Below are 16,594 nucleotides of genomic sequence, written 5' to 3'. Positions count from 1 at the left end.
GCACCGTGGCCACGCTGACCTCCGGCGACGTGCTGGGCGCGGTCTCGGCGCTGACCGACGGCCTGCTGGCCGGCATCCTCGGCGGCGAGGCCGGCGCGGGCGGCGGCCCGGTCAGCAGCGTTCTGACCGACGTGCTGGGCGGCCTGCTCGGCGACGGCGGGCTGCTGGGGGGCCTGCTGGGAGACGGCGGCCTGCTGGGAGGCCTGCTCGGCGGCGACGGTGGCCTGCTCGACCCGGTCCTTGGCGACGACGGCCTCCTCGGAGGCCTGCTCGGAAGCGACGGCGGGCTGCTCGACCCGGTGCTCGGCGACGATGGCCTGCTGGGAGGCCTCCTCGGCGGGGACGGCGGCTTGCTCGACCCGGTCCTCGGCGACGACGGCCTGCTGGGAGGCCTGCTCGGCGGCGACGGCGGGCTGCTCGATCCGGTGCTCGGCGATGATGGCCTGCTGGGAGGCCTCCTCGGCGGGGACGGCGGGCTGCTCGATCCGGTCCTCGGCGACGACGGCCTGCTGGGAGGCCTGCTGGGCGGCGACGGCGGGCTGCTCGATCCGGTCCTCGGCGACGACGGCCTGCTGGGAGGCCTGCTCGGCGGGGACGGCGGCTTGCTCGATCCGGTGCTCGGCGACGACGGCCTGCTGGGAGGCCTCCTCGGCGGCGACGGCGGGCTGCTCGACCCGGTCCTCGGCGACGACGGCCTGCTGGGCGGCCTCCTCGGCGGTGACGGCGGGCTGCTCGATCCGGTGCTCGGCGACGACGGCCTGCTGGGGGGGCTGCTGGGCGGGGACGGTCTCTTCTCCTGAGGACCGGCGCTTTCGGAGCGGAATGCCCTTCCGCTCCAAAACTCGGGCTGCCGCCTAAAGCGGCAGCCCTTTTTCACGGGTCACACAAGACATAGCCTCAAACGCGCTGCAGCTTCCTAACGGAAACGCGTATTGCCGCCACTCCCTGATCTGATCTGATCGTCGATGGATGCGGGTTCTGAAGATCTCCGCAGCACAACGGGGGTCAATCTTGCACGCCGATAGGGGGTCAACTTTGCGCGCCGATTGACAGGTGACGTTCCGAAAGCTGATGGAATCAGTGGAAGTGTTAGTACAGCCCGAGCCCCCGCATGATCGGTAGTCAATCGTGCGCGTCTTGTCCGGCGCCCTCGCGCCTTCTCCCGGCGGAGCAGGGCGAGAAACGCGGCGTTCGCACATGCGATTGGCGGGATTGCGAGGCCGTCCGTAGAGGCGCTTCCCGGGGTCAGGCGGTTGCGTCCTCGACACCCAGATCGAAGGTTTCGCCCGGGAAGAACTTCGCCAGCCGGATGTCGGCGGAACGGGCGTGCCCCTCCATCCCCTCCAGCCGCGAGATCCGGGCGGTGGCTTCGGCCAGCGGGCGGGCGGCGGCACGGGTGGCGCGCTGCCAGGTCACGGTCTTCATGAACTTGTGGACCGAAAGCCCGCCGGTATAGCGGGCCGCGCCCGACGTGGGAAGGACGTGGTTCGGGCCCGAGGTCTTGTCGCCGAAGGCCACGGTCGTCTCCTCGCCCAGGAACAGCGAGCCGTAGGCGCGCAGCCGTCCGAGCCACCAGTCGAGGTCGAGGGCCTGGACATGCAGGTGTTCCGGCGCGTAGCGGTCGGCGACCTGCGCCATGTCTTCGCGGCCGGTGCAGAGGATGACCTCGGCCATGTTGTCCCAGGCGGCGCGGGCGCTTTCGCGGTTCACCTCGGGCAGGGAGGCGATCAGTTCGGGCACCCGGAGGATGACCCGCTGCGCCAGCGCCTCGTCCGAGGTGACCAGCCATACCGGCGAGTTGTAGCCATGCTCGGCCTGTCCGACGAGGTCACAGGCCACCATCTCGGCATCGGCGGAGGCATCGGCCAGGATCATGCTGTCGGTGGGGCCGGCGAACATGTCGATGCCGACCTGGCCGAAGAGCATCCGCTTCGCCTCGGCGACATACTGGTTGCCGGGGCCGACCAGGATGTCCGCCCGGGGCAACCCGAAATGGCCGTGCGCCATTGCCGCCACGCCCTGGACGCCGCCCAGGTTCAGGATCACGTCCGCGCCGCAGAGGTCCATCGCGAAGAGGATCGCAGGCGGAATGCCGAGGCCGGGGCGGGGCGGGGAGCAGGCGGCGATATGCGGCACGCCCGCGACCTTGGCGGTGGTGATCGTCATGATGGCGCTTGCCACGTGACTGTAGCGACCGCCGGGCACGTAGCATCCTGCCGCCGATACCGGGATCTGTTTCTGCCCCGCCGTCAGGCCGGGCAGGATTTCCACCGCGCAGTCCGAGAGCGTCGCCTTCTGCGCCTCGGCGAAGCGGCGGATATTGGCGTGGGCAAAGCGGATGTCCTCCTTCAGCCGCTCGGGAACCTGGTCGGCGGCGGCCTTCAGGCTTTCGGGCGGAACGATGATGTCTCCTGACCATTTGTCGAAGGTGCGGGAATAGTCCCGCACGGCCTCTTCGCCCGAAATCGCGATGCGGGCCAGCATGACCTGCACCAGGTCGCGCACGTCCTGGTGGTCGGTCTCGGGCGTTGTCGCGGCCTGCTTGAGGTAGATCATCGACGGGTCATTCCATTACATCCGGCCCTTCCACGGCACGAGGCGGCGCTCCAGGAAGCGCATCATCATGTCGAAGGCAAAGGCGATGGTGGCGATCACGAAGATCCCCATGATCACGACCGAAGTCTGCAGGAACTGACTGGCCGAGAGGACCATGTAGCCCAGGCCGCTGGTCGCCGCGACCATCTCGGCTGCGACGAGGGTGGTCCAGCCGAAGCCGATGCCGACCCGCATCGCCGTCAGGATCTCGGGCATGGCCGAGGGCAGGATCACATGGCGCATCACCTGCCAGCGGGTCGCGCCGAAGGAATAGGCGGCGTGGATCTGCTCGATGGCGGCCGACTTCACGCCGGAGCGCGCGCCAAGCACGATGGGCGCGAAGATCGACAGGAAGATCAGCAGGACCTTGGAGGTCTCGCCGATGCCGAACCAGATGATCATCAGCGGCAGGTAGGCCAAGGGCGGGATCGGGCGGTAGAACTCGATCGGCGGATCGAAGATGCCGCGGATCAGCGGGCTCATCCCCATGGCAAGCCCAAGCGGCAGGCCGATGGCGCAGGCAAGGACGAAGGCCCCGAAGACCCGCGCGGTCGAGATCAGGATATGTTCCAGGAAGGACGTGTTCGTGAACCCCTCGCGCCAGATCTGGGCGAACTTGGCCAGCACCGACTGCGGCGAGGGCACGAAGAGGGGCTTCACCAGGCCAAGCGCCGTGACCAGCCACCACAGGATCAGCAGCGCCAGGACCGAGGCGACCGAGAGCCAGAAGGTGTTGCCCTGTCCTGGAACGCCGTAGATTTCGCCGGGTCTGGTGGCGCGCGCGCGCGCAAGGCGTGCCCAGATGCCGGGGCCCTTGGCGGGGCGTGGATCGGTCATTCGACGGCCTCCTCATCGGCGAAGATGATGTTCAGCACCTTCTCGCGCAGCGTGATGAACTCGGGCGAGGCCTTGACCTGGCGGGCGGGGGCGCCGCCCTGGAACTGGCGCGAGAAGGGCAGATCGAAGACATGCGTGATGCGGCCCGGCCGGGGCGACATCACGATCAGCTTGGTGCCCATGAACAGCGCCTCCTCGACGCTGTGGGTGATGAAGAACACCGACTTCCCGGTCTCGCCCCAGATCCGCAGGATCAGTTCCTGCGCCTTCTCGCGCGTCAGCGCGTCCAGCGCGCCCAGGGGTTCATCCATCAGCAGGATCCTCGGGTCGCAGGTCAGGGCCCGGGCGATGCCCACGCGCTGCTGCATCCCGCCCGAAAGCTTGTAGACGGGCGAGCTTTGGAACCCGTCCAGGCCCAGCAGGCCGATGAATTTGTTGGCGGTGCGGTAGCGGTTCTGCTTGCCGATGCCCTGAATCTGCAGACCGAAGGCCACGTTGTCGATCACGTTCAGCCAGGGCAGCAGCGCGTGTTTCTGGAACACCACCGCGCGGTCGGCCCCCGGGCCCATCACCATGCGGCCGTCCAGCGTCAGGCCGCCCGAAGTGGGCGACAGGAAGCCCGCGATCAGGTTCAGAAGGGTGGACTTGCCGCAGCCCGAGGCGCCGAGCGCCACGACGAACTCGCCCTCCCCGATGTCGAGGTTGATGTCGCTCAGCGCAGCAACGGGGGGCCGGCCGTCGGCTGCGGGATAGATGACCGAGACATGATCTATTTTCAGGCTCAAGATCCCGTCCTTCTGCCGTGGGGGTGGCGCCGCCCGGGCCGATGTGTCCGGGCAGCCCGCCTGTTTCCTCACTTGGCCGCGGCGGCGGCGTAGGTCGGGTTCACGAAGCCGGAATAGTCGTCCAGCGTCGCGTCGATCCGGCCGGCGCCCTTCAGGAACTCGGCCGTGGCCTTGATCTTCTCGGCCGCAGCACCCAGCCAGGCATCCTCGACCTGCGTGGCCATCGGCAGATAGGTGAAGCCGGAAATGATCTCGGGCACTTGGGCCGGGTCCGCCCCGGTGGCGGCGGCAAGCGTCTTGACCTCGGCGCTGTCGGCGGTCCAGGCGGCCGGATCGGCCAGATACATGCCGTTGACCTTGTCGAGCGCCTTCAGGAAGGCGACGATCTTGTCGCTGTTCGCCTCGGCGAAGGCCTTGTTCACGACCCAGCCGTCATAGGTCGGATAGCCCCATTCGGCGGTCTGGTCGGCCCCGATGATCAAGGTGCCGGTCTTCAGGATCTCGGACTGCACCGGCTGCCAGACCCAGGCCGCGTCGATGGTGCCCTGTCCCCAGGCCGCGGCGATGTCGTCGGGCTTCATGCCGACGATGTTGACGTCCGTCTCGCTCAGCCCCTCGTGCTGCAGGGCGCCCATCAGCGAATAATGCGCGGTCGAGCCCATCGGCACGCCCACCGTCTTGCCTTTCAGGTCCGCGACAGAGGCGATGTTCGACCCGTTGCGCGCGATCAGCGATTCCGCTTTGCCGAGCACCCCGGCGTAGGCGATCATCTCGATTTCCAGGCCCGAGCTTGCCGCGATGGCGATGGGCGAGGAGCCCAGCTCGGACAGCACCACATCGCCCGAGGCCATGGCGGCGATCACGTCGGTTCCGGCGCCGAACTTGCGCCACTCGATCTCCCACCCGGTCGCCTCGGCCAGTTCGTCGGTGGTCGACAGCAGCTGCGAGGGCGTCGGGTTGCCGAAATGGCCGATGATGATCTTCTCCGCCAGGGCTTGCCCGACAAGCAGGACCGACGCCGCGGCGCCGAGCAGAATATGCTTCAGTTTCAGGCTCATGGTCGTCTCCTCTGTTGGTTGTCTTCTTCTTCGTTCACGTTGCTCCGCTTGTCGGCCGGACCCTCGGTAGCGTAGTCCCTGATGGCCCCGACCAGCACGTCCAGAGTGTCGAAAGCCACCGCCTCCCTTGCCGTGGCCCCGGTGACAAGCGAGAACTCGGTGCAGGCGATCATCTGCACGGAAGCCCCACGCTGCAAGAGCCCGTTGGAGGCGTCGCGCAGGACGGCCCGCGCCTCGGGTCCCGGCCCGCCGGACTTGATCTGCCGGATCGCCCCCAGCATCGCGGCCTCGTCCTCGGGGTAAAGCGCCCTGACCCCGAACCGCGCCAGCGCCGCATCGAAGAGGCCGATCCTGCGCACGGCGGGCGATGCCAGGATGCCAACCTGGCCATCGAGTCCCGCCAGCTTCGCGGCCTTCGTGACCGACAGGTCCACCATGTCGATGAACGGCACCGTCACGGCCGAACGGATCGCCGGGGCATAGTGATGCGCCGTGTTGCAGGGCATCGCCAGCGCCTCGGCCCCGCCCGCGACCAGACGCCGGGCCATGTCGGCCAGGACCGGGGCGGGATCCTCGCCCGTGCCCTCGATCAGCCGGCGGATGCGCGAGGGGACCTGGGGGTTCTGGTCGACCAGGAGCGGAATGTGGTCGGCGTCGTCGGCTGCGGGGATGGCGTCAAGCAGCTTCTGCATCAGCAGGATCGTCGCCTGCGGGCCCATGCCGCCCAGGATGCCGACGCGCCGCATCTACTGGCCCCATCCGTGCTTCATGCCATCACATCTCCAGGGCCTTCCGCCCCTCGGCGAAGGCGGCATCGTAGCCGAAAAGTCCCGCCGCCCCGCCGGTGTGCAGGAAGACCACCCTCTGGCCCTTGGTGAAGCGGCCCTTGCGGACATGGTCGATCAGACCCGCCACGCCCTTGCCGGAATAGACCGGGTCCAGCAGGATGCCTTCCAGCTGCGCGAACATGCGGATCGCCTCCAGCGTATCCTCGCGCGGGATGCCGTAGCCCGCGCCGACATAGCTTGAGTCGGCCACCACATCGCTGCGCGCGACGACGCCGGGGCAGCCCAGCTTCTCGGCCGTCCGCTGCGCCAGGGCGTAGACGCTCTCCTCCTGCTTTTCCTTCGGCGCGCGGACGCCGATGCCCAGAAGCGGGATGCCCGCATTCAGGGCCTTCAGCCCGGTGATCAGCCCGGCCTGCGTGCCTGCGCTGCCGGTCGCCGTGACGATGTGGTCGATCACCAGCCCGCGGTCATTGGCCTGCGAGACCAGCTCGAAGGCGCAGTTGACGTAGCCGAGCGCCCCCGTCGGGTTCGATCCGCCGCCGGGGATGATATAGGGCTTCCGCCCCTCGCCCCGCAGGCGCTCTGCCAGCACCTCCATCTCGGCGGCCATGTCCACGCCCCCGGCGCGGCGCGAGGTTTTGGCGCCGTGCAGATGGTCCAGAAGCACGTTGCCGTTGGTGTTGTAGTTGGCATCGTTCGAACCCGTCCGGTCCTCGAGCAGGATGTGGCAGGCGAGCCCCAGCTTCGCGGAGAAGGCCGCCGTCTGCCGGGCGTGGTTCGACTGCGTCGCGCCTTGCGTGATCACCGTGTCCGCGCCTTGGGCCAATGCCTCGGCCATCAGGAACTCCAGCTTCCGGGTCTTGTTGCCCCCCGTGGACAACCCGGTGCAGTCGTCGCGCTTGATCCAGATCTCGGGCCCGCCGAGTTCTTTCGACAACCGATCCAGACGTTCCAGGGGAGTGGGAAGATGCGCGAGGAAGATGCGGGGAAAGCGGGCCAGGTGCATCGGGGTCGATCCTTGCAGTAACTTGCAGAAGTCAAGACTTGTCCAGGACAGACGCAATTGCAAATGCGAAATCTGCCGTCTATCTTGCAGGGATTGCAAGGTCGGAGGATCCGGTGCGGCTGGAGTGGCTGGAAGATATCCTGACGATCAACCGGACGGGTTCGTTCAGCAGTGCAGCCGAGCGCCGGAACCTGACCCAATCGGCTTTCTCGCGCCGCATCCGGCAGATCGAGGACTATGTGGGGGTCCAGCTGTTCGACCGCAGCCGCAAGCCGGTGCAGCTGAGCCAGGTGACGCAGGCCCAAGTCGGCCAGATCGAGCAGGTTGCAGGATTGCTGCGCCAGCTGGTCGTCGATCTGCGGCGGGGCGACCGCGCGGCCTCGAACAGGATCGTGATCGCCAGCCAGCATTCGCTGACGACATCGCTGGCCCCCCGGATCATCCAGGGCATCCAGGACCGCGGCGAAGAGGTCTATGTCCGCCTCCGGTCGGCCAACCTGGACGAATGCTTCGCGCTGCTGCTGTCGCGGAATGCCGACCTGGCCATCGTCTACAGCCTGCAGGACAGCGATCCCTTCGCCGGCGACTATCTGGAGGCGATCGATCTCTGGGCGGACCAGCTTGTCCCGGTCCTTCGTTCGGACCTGGCCCGGGAGGTCATGGCCGGGACAGTATCGGAGCTGCCCTTCGTTGCCTATCCGAACGAAGTCTTTTTCGGAACCATCATGACCGAGCGGATCCTGCCGGCGCTGGCCGGGCGGACGGTTGCCCAACCAAAGGCAGAAACCGCGCTCACCATCGCCGCGCTTGAACTGGCGGCTGCCGGGGTCGCCACGGCATGGGTCCCGCTGACCCTTGCCCGGCTGGCCCTTTCGCAGGGCCGGATCACCGACCTCTCGCCTGTCCTGCCGAACTGCCTTCTGTCGATTCGCGCCGTTCGCCTGAAAGGCGCGCGCAGCCTGGCGGAAGAGGTGATCTGGAACCACATCTTCGAGAGTCGAAGGGTTGGCGCCGTCAGTTCGTGATTTTCGTTTATAGAGCGGTGAATCGATAGGAATGATCACTGGTCGGCGCACCGTGCATGAAATAGGCATGCTGGTTTGGGCGAACCCTAGCATGATCATTCCCACAGAGACGGAGACTTTCACTTCCAAGGATGCGACAAGCGCCTAAAGTTCGGCAAGACTGGATTCTTGGTGCAAAGAAATCACATCTGACGATCCAGCCGGCCTTCAGGCCGCCGCGCAGATGCGGGAAAGGACCGCTGGACTTGAATTCGAGCGTCAAGCACAGGATGGGCGGAATGGACCGATCCGCCACTGGGTCGTCAAGCGTGAACAGCACCACCGCAGCGGCAAAGTCGTCTTGGTCAAGGGACGCCACCGAGGTCACGCACCGATTCCCAAGTTACCGACTCGCATGATGGGTCCAAAGTCTGACCCAGCCGGCTCAAGTTTCCTGCGACCGAGCCATCGAACAACGACTGACCCGGCACCTATCCCCTCTGCCAGTGTCAGTCCGTCGTCAAGGTCAAGACTTTTGCCGCAGCAGATCGCAGCCGCAGAGCGCGCTGGAAGAGCTAGGCGAGGCAACGCCGGAGGAGATTGTCCATCGTTTCGCACGCGGGCGCGCCGCTGCAGCGGGCCCGCGACGGCCTGAATGCGGCCCTGCAATCGGGCGGGGACGCCGCGGCCGCCCGGCGCGCGATCGCCGACCTGTCCGGCCGGATCGCCGATCTGAACCGGCAGCTGGCCGCGGCCGGGGGACCAGGCTCGGGCCGCGGTGGAAAAGCATCGGCCGCAAGAGACTGCAGAGGTCCCCGCGCTGCGGGACTCGGCTGGGGATCGGCGCGGGCAGGAGGTCCGCGCTCCCCTCCCCCGCCCGACGCCTCTCCAAATAGTGCGACCCGCCTGACAGCCCCCGTCTGGCCGTCAACCGGCAAGCGCCGCGGCCGCGCCGGCGGTAAACAGGCGGCGACCGCCGCCCGCCATCTAAGCAAGGTCGGTCTTGGAAAAGTCGTCGCCCTTGTAGAGCAGCGGCACATGAAACGCCTTCGCGCAGGCATAGGACAGGGCGTCCCCGAGGTTCAGCTGAGCCGGGTGCCCTACTTGCTTGCCATAGACTGAAAGCGCACGGATCGCCTCTTCCCCCATGCTGGTGGTGATGTGCATTTCCCGAACTTCCAGCACCTCGAACAGGGCTTCAACCTGCAGGGCTGCGTCCGCGTAGTCGTCAGCCGTCGCAAGACCTTTGCCGCGCCGGCCGACCCGGTTTCGGACCAGAGCAAGGACGGTTTCCACCCGCGCCACGGGCGATGTTCTCAAGTGGCTGCGCGCGGCTTCCATGGCCTTCAGGAGCGCGGGTGCCTCCGGTTCTTGCAACAGGACAGCAGTGAGGGCGCTGGCATCGAGAAACATCAGCCCTCGCCCCACATATCGTCCATGAACTTCTTGTCCGCCGCCGGATCGCTGCCCCCGGAATGGAGGAACCCGGCCTCGGCCGCTTGGCGCTGGACCTTCGCGACCCGTTCCGCCAGTGAGCCCTTGGCAGCCAGCGCCTTCAACTGGTCGGCCAGCGCCCGGCGAACCGCCTCGGTCTTGTTGGTCTGACCCGTCGCGGCAAGATACTGGTCGAGCAGGCTGTCCACCGCAGGATCTCGGATGTAGAGTGGCATCGCATATCCTCCTTCTTGCTTGCGGTATATACTCTCCATAATATACATGCAATACGAGCTGTATATATTCCGGCCGGGCAGAAGATGCGGGATGAGTGACTTCCAGAAGACCATCGAGGTTGCGGCGACGGCCACAAAAGCCATTCGCAGCCACGTCGACGAGGCGTAGCCGGCGTTATCGTCCTTTGATGGCCGCGTGGGCAATGGCTACGGTATCTTTTTCCGATCCTTCCAAGGGGATCGACACGGGCAAGAGGCCCGCGCTCCCCCACCCGACGCCTTTCCAAAGAGTGCGATCCGCCTTACAGCCCGGGGCCGGCCGATCAATCGGCAAGCGCCGCGGCCGCGTCGTCGCCGCCGGTGGCCGTGTCCTCGGCCGGAGGCCTGCGGGCCGCTCCACCCCCCGGCGCCGACCGATGACAGTCCAGCCCCGGGCCGCAGGCAGGGCTTCGCGTGCTGACCATCTACCTGCCCGCCGAGCACTGAGCCCGCACCCCGCATGCAAGCCGCGCGGGGACCCTCAAGCGGATGAACGATATTGACCGTTCCAGGCGCAGGACCGAGGTTTTCCGCGACTTCTGCGTAATGGCCTATCTGGCGCTCGCCAGGCCGACTGCCCCCACCAAGGAGCGACCCGACGAGATCGAAGCCGAATACATGGCCTGCGTGGCGCGCTACCGCCGCCCCGAGGATGTGCGGATCATGCCCGAGTTGCTGGCAACGGCACAGGTCGCCATCGCCCCCGGCGGCCGCGACTTCCTGGGCGCTGTCGCCGCCGAGATCGGCGCGCTGGACGCCGGCATGGGCCAGTTCTTCACGCCCTACGAATTCTCTCGCACCATGCGGAAATCAGCCTCACCGATGCGGGCACCCTGATCGAGGAACACGGGTTTTCACGATGGAAGAATCTGCCGCAGGCGCGGGCGGCATCCGGCGACCAGGCGGTGTCGGTAGGTTCATCCGCCGGGATGTCATCGGTATCTTTCTTGGCAGCAAACGCGAGTCGGTGCATTCCGCAGCCAAGGACAAGCCCAATTCGGACTTCAGCGTCGGCGTGACTTTCGGCTGGGATGGGTTTGGGGAGCGGTTGAACCTGCTCGACATCTGCCGTGAGCGGTTCGACTATGCACTGGACCGCGGCCAGATCTGCGTCGGTTGGGACGACCGCCAATCGGTTCGGTGTCAAGTCGAGCGGCTCTCCTCAACCGCTGCTCAACAGCCCGAACCTGTTCACCATCTGGTCAAGAACGGCAGCCCGTTCGCCGATGCAGTCCTTGAGCCGCTGTGCAACCGCATCCAGCAAGAGGTTCATCAGGCTGAGAAAGGCAGCCTGGCTGTCCCAGAACAGCCGGCTTTCGGTGCTGACCATCAGCGAGATGTCCGAGACCTCATGTGCCCAGTCGCAGTGTGGATCGGAGACGATCACCACGAAATGGCCCTGCTCGTGCGCAAGCTGCGCGATCTTCGGGCTCAGGGCGCTGTAGCGCCGCATCTCGAACAGGATCAGGACGCTACCGGGCAGCGCATCGTGAATCTCGGCAAGGGTGCCGTTCCTCGTGTCGATCCGGCGGACGCCGCGGCGCAACAACTGCAACCGGATCTCGAAGATCGAGGCGATGCCTTCCATCATCTGGAAACCGGCCACCAGAATCTCGGGCGCGCGACTGATCGCCTCCACCACGCGCTCCCATTCCGGGGTCGAAGCACATTCGTAGACCTTCACCAGGGCTTCGATCTCCAGGGTAAGCGCCTCGGAGAGCTTTTCGTTCTGTCCTCCGCCCTGCAGGAAACGCTCGACCCGGCTGCTCACCTGCAGATCGCCTATGGTGAACTTGCGGCGCAACTCCTGCCTTACCTCGGCCAGCCCCTGATAGCCGTTCTTGCGCAGGAAGCGACTGACGGTCATTTTGCTGACCCCCACCGTGTCGGCAATGCTGGCGGCGGTGTCGAAGGGCAACCGCTCGATGTTCGACAGCATGTAATTGGCAAGCGCGCGCTCGCTTCGGGTGAAGCCGGGCGCGTTGCGCTGCAGGCGCAGCTCCAGCCCGCCCGCAGGGCCGGTCGAGGTGGGGGATGGGGATTTCATATGCACCTCCTGCGAAAGAAGCCCGGCTAACAAAATGGGATCACTATAACATAGACACGAAAACGTCGCGTGCTGCACCATTTTGATAACCAGTGCAGAAAGGATGTCCGATGACAGGCACGACCGGAGAACTGCGGCGCGGGGATGCTGCTGCCCGGGAAGGAACCGGGCCGGCGATCCGGACGGTTCTGGTCGGACCTGAGCCCCGCATCGCTGTCGATGTCGCCGGGCAGGGCGAAACCGTCCTCTTCCTGCACGGCATCGGCGGCAACCGGACCAACTGGCACGACAACCTGCGCGACCTGGCGACGGATTTCCGGGTCATGGCCTGGGATGCCCGTGGCTACGGCGCCTCCGACGACTATGAGGGGGCGCTGGATTTCGACGATTTCACCGCCGACCTGTTGCGCGTCCTTGCCCATTTCGGCATCGAAAGGCTTCATGTCGTCGGCCTGTCGATGGGAGCTGCGATCGCCGCCTGTTTCCACAAGCAGCATCCCGAGCGTGTCGCGACCCTGACCCTGTGCGACACCGACATGGGCTTCAACCGCTATACGCAGGAGGAGCGCGCCGAATTCGCGCGGCTGCGCCGGGAGCCCCTGGCGAAAGGGGTTCCGCCCTCCGAGATCGCAGCAGATGTTGCCGATGCACTGATCGGCGATCCGGCGCAGGACGAGGTCCTTGCACGCCTGCGCGAGTCGATGAGCCTTGTCCGTCCGGCGTCTTACATCAAGGCCTTCGATGCCTTGGTCGCGCGGGAGGATGACACCGATCTCTACACCGACATCCAAGTGCCGCTGCTGCTGGTGGTCGGCGAACTGGACAGGGTGACGCCGCCCGCCCTGGTGCGCGAGATTCATGCCCATGCGCCACAGGCCGATTTCCGCATGATCGAGGCGGCCGGGCACCTGCCCAACATCGAGAACCCGCAGGCCTTCAATGCCGTGATCCGGGAGTTCCTTCTGAAGGCCGGTGCAGGGCTTCCGGACGAGAAGAACAGGGCGTTTCGGTAAAGCGGACAGAGTTCGGTCCGGCAAGAAAAGAGACGTTTTCCATCATCCTGACAGGGAGGGGACATCAATGAGCCGACAACGATCCAAGGGAGAAGACGGCACTCTGAGCGGCGGTCTCGGGGTGACGACGGTGATTGTCATGGTCATCGCGGCGGCGGCGCCGCTGACCACGGTCGGCGCGGTGGCGCCCAATGCGTTCATCGCCGGAAACGGTGCCGCCTATCCGATCATGTATGTGGCCGCCGCCCTGCTGCTGTTCCTGTTTGCGGTGGGGTTCAACGCGATGAACCGCTATGTGGCCGAGGCCGGGGCCTTCTATTCCTATGTGACGCTTGGCCTTGGCCGGGGCGCCGGGGTCAGCGCCGCCTACCTGGCGCTCCTGACCTATACCTGCGTCCAGATGGCGGTCTATGCCTTCATGGCAGGAATCCTTGCGGACTACGTGACCGGCCTGGGCGGGCCCGAACTGCCCTGGTGGGTCTGGATGGTGGGGATCGTGCTGGCCGTCACCTTCTTCGGATATCGCAACATCGACTTCTCGGGCAGGCTTCTGCTGGTCCTGGTCGCGCTGGAGATCCTGATCTGCCTCGTGCTGGTCATCGCCATCGTCATCGAGGGCGGCGGCCAGGAAGGGCTCTCCACCGCCACCTTCACGCCCTCCGCCTGGTTCCAGGGCGCACCGGCCTTGGGACTGATGTTCGCGGTCTCCGGTTTCCTCGGTGTCGAAGGGGCGGCGATTTACCGCGACGAGGTCCGCGACCCCGATCGCACCATCCGCCGCGCCACCTATGGCGCGCTGGCCGTGATCGGCCTCTTCTATGCGGTCGTGGCCTGGGGGCTGGTCAGCGCCTGGGGCGACCAGAGCATCGTGGAAAAGGCGTCGCAGGACCCGGGCGGGCTGCTGGTCGAGACCTTCGGCATCTATCTCGGCCCGGTCAGCCAGGAAATCGTCCAGATCCTGCTGCTGACCAGCTTCTTCGCCTGCGTGCTTTCGTTCCACAACGTGATCAACCGCTATGTCTTCACGCTCGGCACCGCCGGCCTGATGCCGCGGAGCCTGGGCAAGGCGCATCCGGCATACCATTCGCCCCATGTCGCCGCGCTGCTGCAATCCGCCTCCGTGCTCGTCCTCATGGCCGTCTTCGTGGCGATGGGGCTGGGGCCGTTCTCGCAGATCTTCTCCTGGATGATCGGCACCTCGACGCTCGGCTTCCTTCTGCTGATGCTGCTGACCTGCATCGCGGTCATAGCCTTCTTCGGGGGCAACCCGCGCGGGCTGAGCCCATGGCGCACCCATTGGATTCCGCTTCTCGGCGCGCTTGGCATCGCCATCGCGACAGTGACGACGGTGGCCAATCTGCCGATCCTTGTCGGAACCTGGGGAATGGCGGCAGCGGTGATCGTGCCGATCCTGCTGATTCTGACCGGCGGCCCGGCCTTTGCCATGCTCAATCCGAATGCGAATGCCGAACATGCGGACGCCTTGCAGCGCGGCGCGCGATGAACCCGGGATCGCCAACAGGGGCGGCGCATCCCGCCGCCCCTGCTCGCAGGGAGATGTGAAGATGGTGAAACGCACGAAGATGCTGATCGTCGGCTCCGGGGGGAACGGGATTTCCCTTGCGGTCCTGCTCGACAAGGCCGGTCATTCCGATTTCACCATCATCACCAAGCACGGGGATTTCGGCGGCGCCTGGTTCCAGAACACCTATCCGGGATGCGAGGTGGATTGCGCCTCGTCGGTCTACCAGTTCGGCTTCCGGCCCAATCCGGACTGGTCTGCGCTGTTCGTCGGCCAGGCCGAACTGATGACCTATATGCAAAGGGTCGCCGCCGAAAACCGCCTTTACGAGCGCACATTGTTCGGCTGCGAAATGACCCATGCGCGCTGGAACGAGGCGACGGCTTGCTGGCAGGTCGAGACCACGGCCGGGCCGATCGAAGCGGAACACCTGATGCTTGCGACCGGCTTCCTGGAAGAGGCAGTGATCCCGGACCTACCCGGTCTCGGCACATTCGCGGGGCCGGCTTTCCATTCCTCGCAATGGCCCGAGGGCTTCAGCGGCGAAGGGCAGCGTATCGCGGTCATCGGCAGCGGCTCCTCCGCCATCCAGATCGTCCCGGCGCTGCAAGAGCGCGCGGCACATGTCTGGCAATTCCAGCGCACCCCGACCTGGCTGCTGCCGAAGAACAACCGCCTTCTCACGGATGCAGAGCGGCAATTGCTCTCGGCCTCCCCCGAGGAGATGGAACGACAGCGCGCCGTGGTCTTCGAGCAGGAGGAAAAGCTCTGGCAGGATACCTTCGTCTCGATGAACGGCGCGGAATATGAACGCCAGGCCCGTATCTATCTGGAAAACCAGATTGCGGATCCTGAACTGCGCCACCTGCTGACGCCGGGACACGCCATGGGCTGCAAGCGCCCTCTCGTCAGCGACAATTATTACAATTCCCTGATCCAGGACAACGTAACCCTGGTGCCGGAAGGAGTCGCGGGTATCCGGGACGGCAGCCTCGTCACCACGGGAGGCAAGTCTTTCGAGGTCGATGCAATCGTCTTCGCCACCGGGTTCTATTTCGGCGGACATATCCTTCATCTGGTCGAGCGCCGAGATGGCCAGACCGTCGGTGGCTGGCAGGCTGGCCATCCGCGCGCCTACAAATCGGTCTCCGTGGCAGGATGCCCGAACCTCTATCTTGTCGGCGGACCGGCTCCGAACGGCCAGATCTGGAACGGCCTCTATCCCGGCGAGGCGGTGGCGACCTATGTCCTGCGGATTCTGGAACATCTGCGCGACAAGGGACTGCGGGCCATCGAGATCCGCGAAGAGGCCGAGCTGGAATGGAAACGCGCAGCCGATGCCCTGCTGGACAAGGCCCCGGTCGTGGCCGGCGGATGCACGAACTACTCCTTGGACGATACCGGCCATAACAAGGCCGCCTGGCCGGGTACGCTGCGCTCGATGACGGCCGCCCTGTCCGAATTCGACGCCTCGAAATACGATCCCGTCTGAGGCGCGCCGGATATCATCCAGCGGGCATGGCCTCGCCTGATGCCCCAACGCCCTCTCTTCCGCTACCCTCAGGACGAGCCGCGGGATCATCCGGCCGGCGATGATGCTCTATGTCCGCTTCCCGCTGTCGCTGCGCAATGTCGAGGCCCTGCTGCATGAACGCGGCATAAAGATCCGCCGTGGGGCGGTGCGCTTCTGGTGGAACCGGGCTGGCCGATGCTTGCCGCCGAGGTCAGGCGGCGGCGGGTCGACCGGATACGATCGTGTCGCCAGTGGCGCCGGCACCTCGATGAGACGTTCGTGAAGGTTAACAGCGAGAGACACTACCTCTGGCGGGCCTCGATCATGAAGGTGAAATGGCGGAAAGCTGGATGACCAAAACGTGGGGCCAAACACGCAGCCGCGGCACTTGTCGCGTCCGTCTCCGCCATGTGTTCGGATGTCAGGTTCCGGTCGACAGCGCCGAGCTTCGCTGGAAGCTGTTCCTCGTCGCGCGGCACTGCTGGTCAGGTCGAAGCCGCAACGGGACCGTGGGTCCTATTGCGCAGGCGGGTGAACTGGACCATTCTGCCGGAGGAAGCCGCAAGCCACCCGTCCCTGCAACGACCTTGGCTTCCCCGCATTACCAGCGTGACCTGCATCCTTCCCGTTCCGACCAGGCCCGGCCTCGACCTCCTTTGTTCCCGCGCCGAAGCCTCCGGCGCCAATGTCCTGCGCGGTCCCGACAGCGCCGAAATC

The 16,594-nt window shown here is 66.0% G+C and carries 14 protein-coding genes and 2 pseudogenes; 7 read left to right on the top strand and 9 right to left on the bottom strand.

The window, feature by feature from the left end; all coding sequences use genetic code 11:
* Positions 1-800 (top strand): annotated as a pseudogene (locus G5B31_RS20220) (hypothetical protein); the annotation flags it as partial.
* 445 nt (positions 801-1,245) lie between these two features.
* Here G5B31_RS20220 and hisD read toward each other — a convergent pair.
* From hisD to G5B31_RS20190, 6 genes are all read right to left on the bottom strand, one after another.
* The gene (hisD, locus tag G5B31_RS20215) at positions 1,246-2,556 is read right to left on the bottom strand and encodes a histidinol dehydrogenase (RefSeq protein ID WP_165020009.1); all 1,311 of its coding nucleotides are present in this window, start codon (positions 2,554-2,556) and stop codon (positions 1,246-1,248) included.
* A gap of 15 nt (positions 2,557-2,571) precedes the next feature.
* Positions 2,572-3,432 carry an ABC transporter permease subunit gene (locus G5B31_RS20210; protein WP_165020008.1) on the bottom strand — a complete coding sequence of 287 codons (861 nt, stop codon included), beginning with the start codon at positions 3,430-3,432 and terminating at the stop codon, positions 2,572-2,574.
* Positions 3,429-4,220 (bottom strand): taurine ABC transporter ATP-binding protein, encoded by a 792-nt coding sequence (locus tag G5B31_RS20205; RefSeq protein ID WP_346763940.1) that lies wholly within the window; start codon positions 4,218-4,220, stop codon positions 3,429-3,431. Before G5B31_RS20205 ends, G5B31_RS20210 begins: the two co-directional genes overlap by 4 nt.
* A gap of 65 nt (positions 4,221-4,285) precedes the next feature.
* Positions 4,286-5,275, bottom strand: a complete 990-nt coding sequence (locus G5B31_RS20200; protein WP_165020006.1) for an ABC transporter substrate-binding protein — start codon at positions 5,273-5,275, stop codon at positions 4,286-4,288.
* A complete protein-coding gene (locus tag G5B31_RS20195; RefSeq protein ID WP_165020005.1) occupies positions 5,272-6,021 on the bottom strand; it encodes an aspartate/glutamate racemase family protein in 750 nt (249 codons plus the stop codon). Before G5B31_RS20195 ends, G5B31_RS20200 begins: the two co-directional genes overlap by 4 nt.
* A 28-nt stretch (positions 6,022-6,049) precedes the next feature.
* The gene (locus G5B31_RS20190) at positions 6,050-7,069 is read right to left on the bottom strand and encodes a D-cysteine desulfhydrase (RefSeq protein ID WP_165020004.1); all 1,020 of its coding nucleotides are present in this window, start codon (positions 7,067-7,069) and stop codon (positions 6,050-6,052) included.
* 113 nt (positions 7,070-7,182) lie between these two features.
* On the opposite strand from G5B31_RS20190, the gene G5B31_RS20185 reads away from it, so the two are divergent.
* Positions 7,183-8,094 (top strand): LysR family transcriptional regulator, encoded by a 912-nt coding sequence (locus tag G5B31_RS20185; RefSeq protein ID WP_165020003.1) that lies wholly within the window; start codon positions 7,183-7,185, stop codon positions 8,092-8,094.
* A gap of 966 nt (positions 8,095-9,060) precedes the next feature.
* On the opposite strand, the gene G5B31_RS20180 is transcribed toward G5B31_RS20185, so the two are convergent.
* Both G5B31_RS20180 and G5B31_RS20175 read right to left on the bottom strand, forming a co-directional pair.
* Positions 9,061-9,486 (bottom strand): type II toxin-antitoxin system VapC family toxin, encoded by a 426-nt coding sequence (locus tag G5B31_RS20180; RefSeq protein WP_165020002.1) that lies wholly within the window; start codon positions 9,484-9,486, stop codon positions 9,061-9,063.
* The gene (locus tag G5B31_RS20175) at positions 9,486-9,743 is read right to left on the bottom strand and encodes a type II toxin-antitoxin system VapB family antitoxin (protein WP_165020001.1); all 258 of its coding nucleotides are present in this window, start codon (positions 9,741-9,743) and stop codon (positions 9,486-9,488) included. Before G5B31_RS20175 ends, G5B31_RS20180 begins: the two co-directional genes overlap by 1 nt.
* Before the next feature lie 528 nt (positions 9,744-10,271).
* Between G5B31_RS20175 and G5B31_RS20170 the strand changes: the two genes are divergently transcribed.
* A complete protein-coding gene (locus G5B31_RS20170; RefSeq protein ID WP_165020000.1) occupies positions 10,272-10,619 on the top strand; it encodes a hypothetical protein in 348 nt (115 codons plus the stop codon).
* Between the two features lie 325 nt (positions 10,620-10,944).
* On the opposite strand, the gene G5B31_RS20165 is transcribed toward G5B31_RS20170, so the two are convergent.
* On the bottom strand, positions 10,945-11,829 hold the full coding sequence (locus G5B31_RS20165; RefSeq protein ID WP_165019999.1) for a MurR/RpiR family transcriptional regulator: 885 nt from the start codon (positions 11,827-11,829) through the stop codon (positions 10,945-10,947).
* 110 nt (positions 11,830-11,939) lie between these two features.
* Here G5B31_RS20165 and G5B31_RS20160 point away from each other — a divergent pair, with 110 nt between their 5' ends.
* The 4 genes and pseudogenes from G5B31_RS20160 to G5B31_RS21310 form a co-directional block, all read left to right on the top strand.
* Positions 11,940-12,842, top strand: coding sequence for an alpha/beta fold hydrolase (locus G5B31_RS20160; protein WP_205912041.1), 903 nt, complete (start codon positions 11,940-11,942; stop codon positions 12,840-12,842).
* Between the two features lie 67 nt (positions 12,843-12,909).
* The gene (locus tag G5B31_RS20155; protein WP_165019998.1) at positions 12,910-14,346 is read left to right on the top strand and encodes an APC family permease; all 1,437 of its coding nucleotides are present in this window, start codon (positions 12,910-12,912) and stop codon (positions 14,344-14,346) included.
* 61 nt (positions 14,347-14,407) lie between these two features.
* Entirely contained in the window at positions 14,408-15,856 is a 1,449-nt protein-coding gene (locus G5B31_RS20150; protein WP_165019997.1) for an NAD(P)/FAD-dependent oxidoreductase, read from the top strand.
* Positions 15,857-15,895: 39 nt separating this feature from the next.
* Positions 15,896-16,236 (top strand): annotated as a pseudogene (locus tag G5B31_RS21310) (DDE-type integrase/transposase/recombinase); the annotation flags it as partial.
* Positions 16,237-16,594: the final 358 nt, after the last annotated feature.

This window comes from Rhodobacter sp. SGA-6-6, from assembly GCF_011043545.1.
GTDB lineage: Bacteria > Pseudomonadota > Alphaproteobacteria > Rhodobacterales > Rhodobacteraceae > Pseudogemmobacter.
Note: the sequence above shows the minus strand (reverse complement) of the source record. Positions and strands in the feature narration are given on the sequence as shown.

What these genes read in the sequence shown, in the direction of transcription:
- G5B31_RS20210 (WP_165020008.1), bottom strand. Translation starts at nt 3,432, where the DNA reads ATGACCGATCCACGCCCCGCCAAGGGCCCCGGCATCTGGGCACGCCTT.
- G5B31_RS20180 (WP_165020002.1), bottom strand. Translation starts at nt 9,486, where the DNA reads ATGTTTCTCGATGCCAGCGCCCTCACTGCTGTCCTGTTGCAAGAACCG.
- G5B31_RS20165 (WP_165019999.1), bottom strand. Translation starts at nt 11,829, where the DNA reads ATGAAATCCCCATCCCCCACCTCGACCGGCCCTGCGGGCGGGCTGGAG.
- G5B31_RS20150 (WP_165019997.1), top strand. Translation starts at nt 14,408, where the DNA reads ATGGTGAAACGCACGAAGATGCTGATCGTCGGCTCCGGGGGGAACGGG.
- G5B31_RS20195 (WP_165020005.1), bottom strand. Translation starts at nt 6,021, where the DNA reads ATGCGGCGCGTCGGCATCCTGGGCGGCATGGGCCCGCAGGCGACGATC.
- G5B31_RS20170 (WP_165020000.1), top strand. Translation starts at nt 10,272, where the DNA reads ATGAACGATATTGACCGTTCCAGGCGCAGGACCGAGGTTTTCCGCGAC.
- G5B31_RS20200 (WP_165020006.1), bottom strand. Translation starts at nt 5,275, where the DNA reads ATGAGCCTGAAACTGAAGCATATTCTGCTCGGCGCCGCGGCGTCGGTC.
- G5B31_RS20160 (WP_205912041.1), top strand. Translation starts at nt 11,940, where the DNA reads ATGACAGGCACGACCGGAGAACTGCGGCGCGGGGATGCTGCTGCCCGG.
- G5B31_RS20190 (WP_165020004.1), bottom strand. Translation starts at nt 7,069, where the DNA reads ATGCACCTGGCCCGCTTTCCCCGCATCTTCCTCGCGCATCTTCCCACT.
- G5B31_RS20175 (WP_165020001.1), bottom strand. Translation starts at nt 9,743, where the DNA reads ATGCCACTCTACATCCGAGATCCTGCGGTGGACAGCCTGCTCGACCAG.
- hisD (WP_165020009.1), bottom strand. Translation starts at nt 2,556, where the DNA reads ATGATCTACCTCAAGCAGGCCGCGACAACGCCCGAGACCGACCACCAG.
- G5B31_RS20155 (WP_165019998.1), top strand. Translation starts at nt 12,910, where the DNA reads ATGAGCCGACAACGATCCAAGGGAGAAGACGGCACTCTGAGCGGCGGT.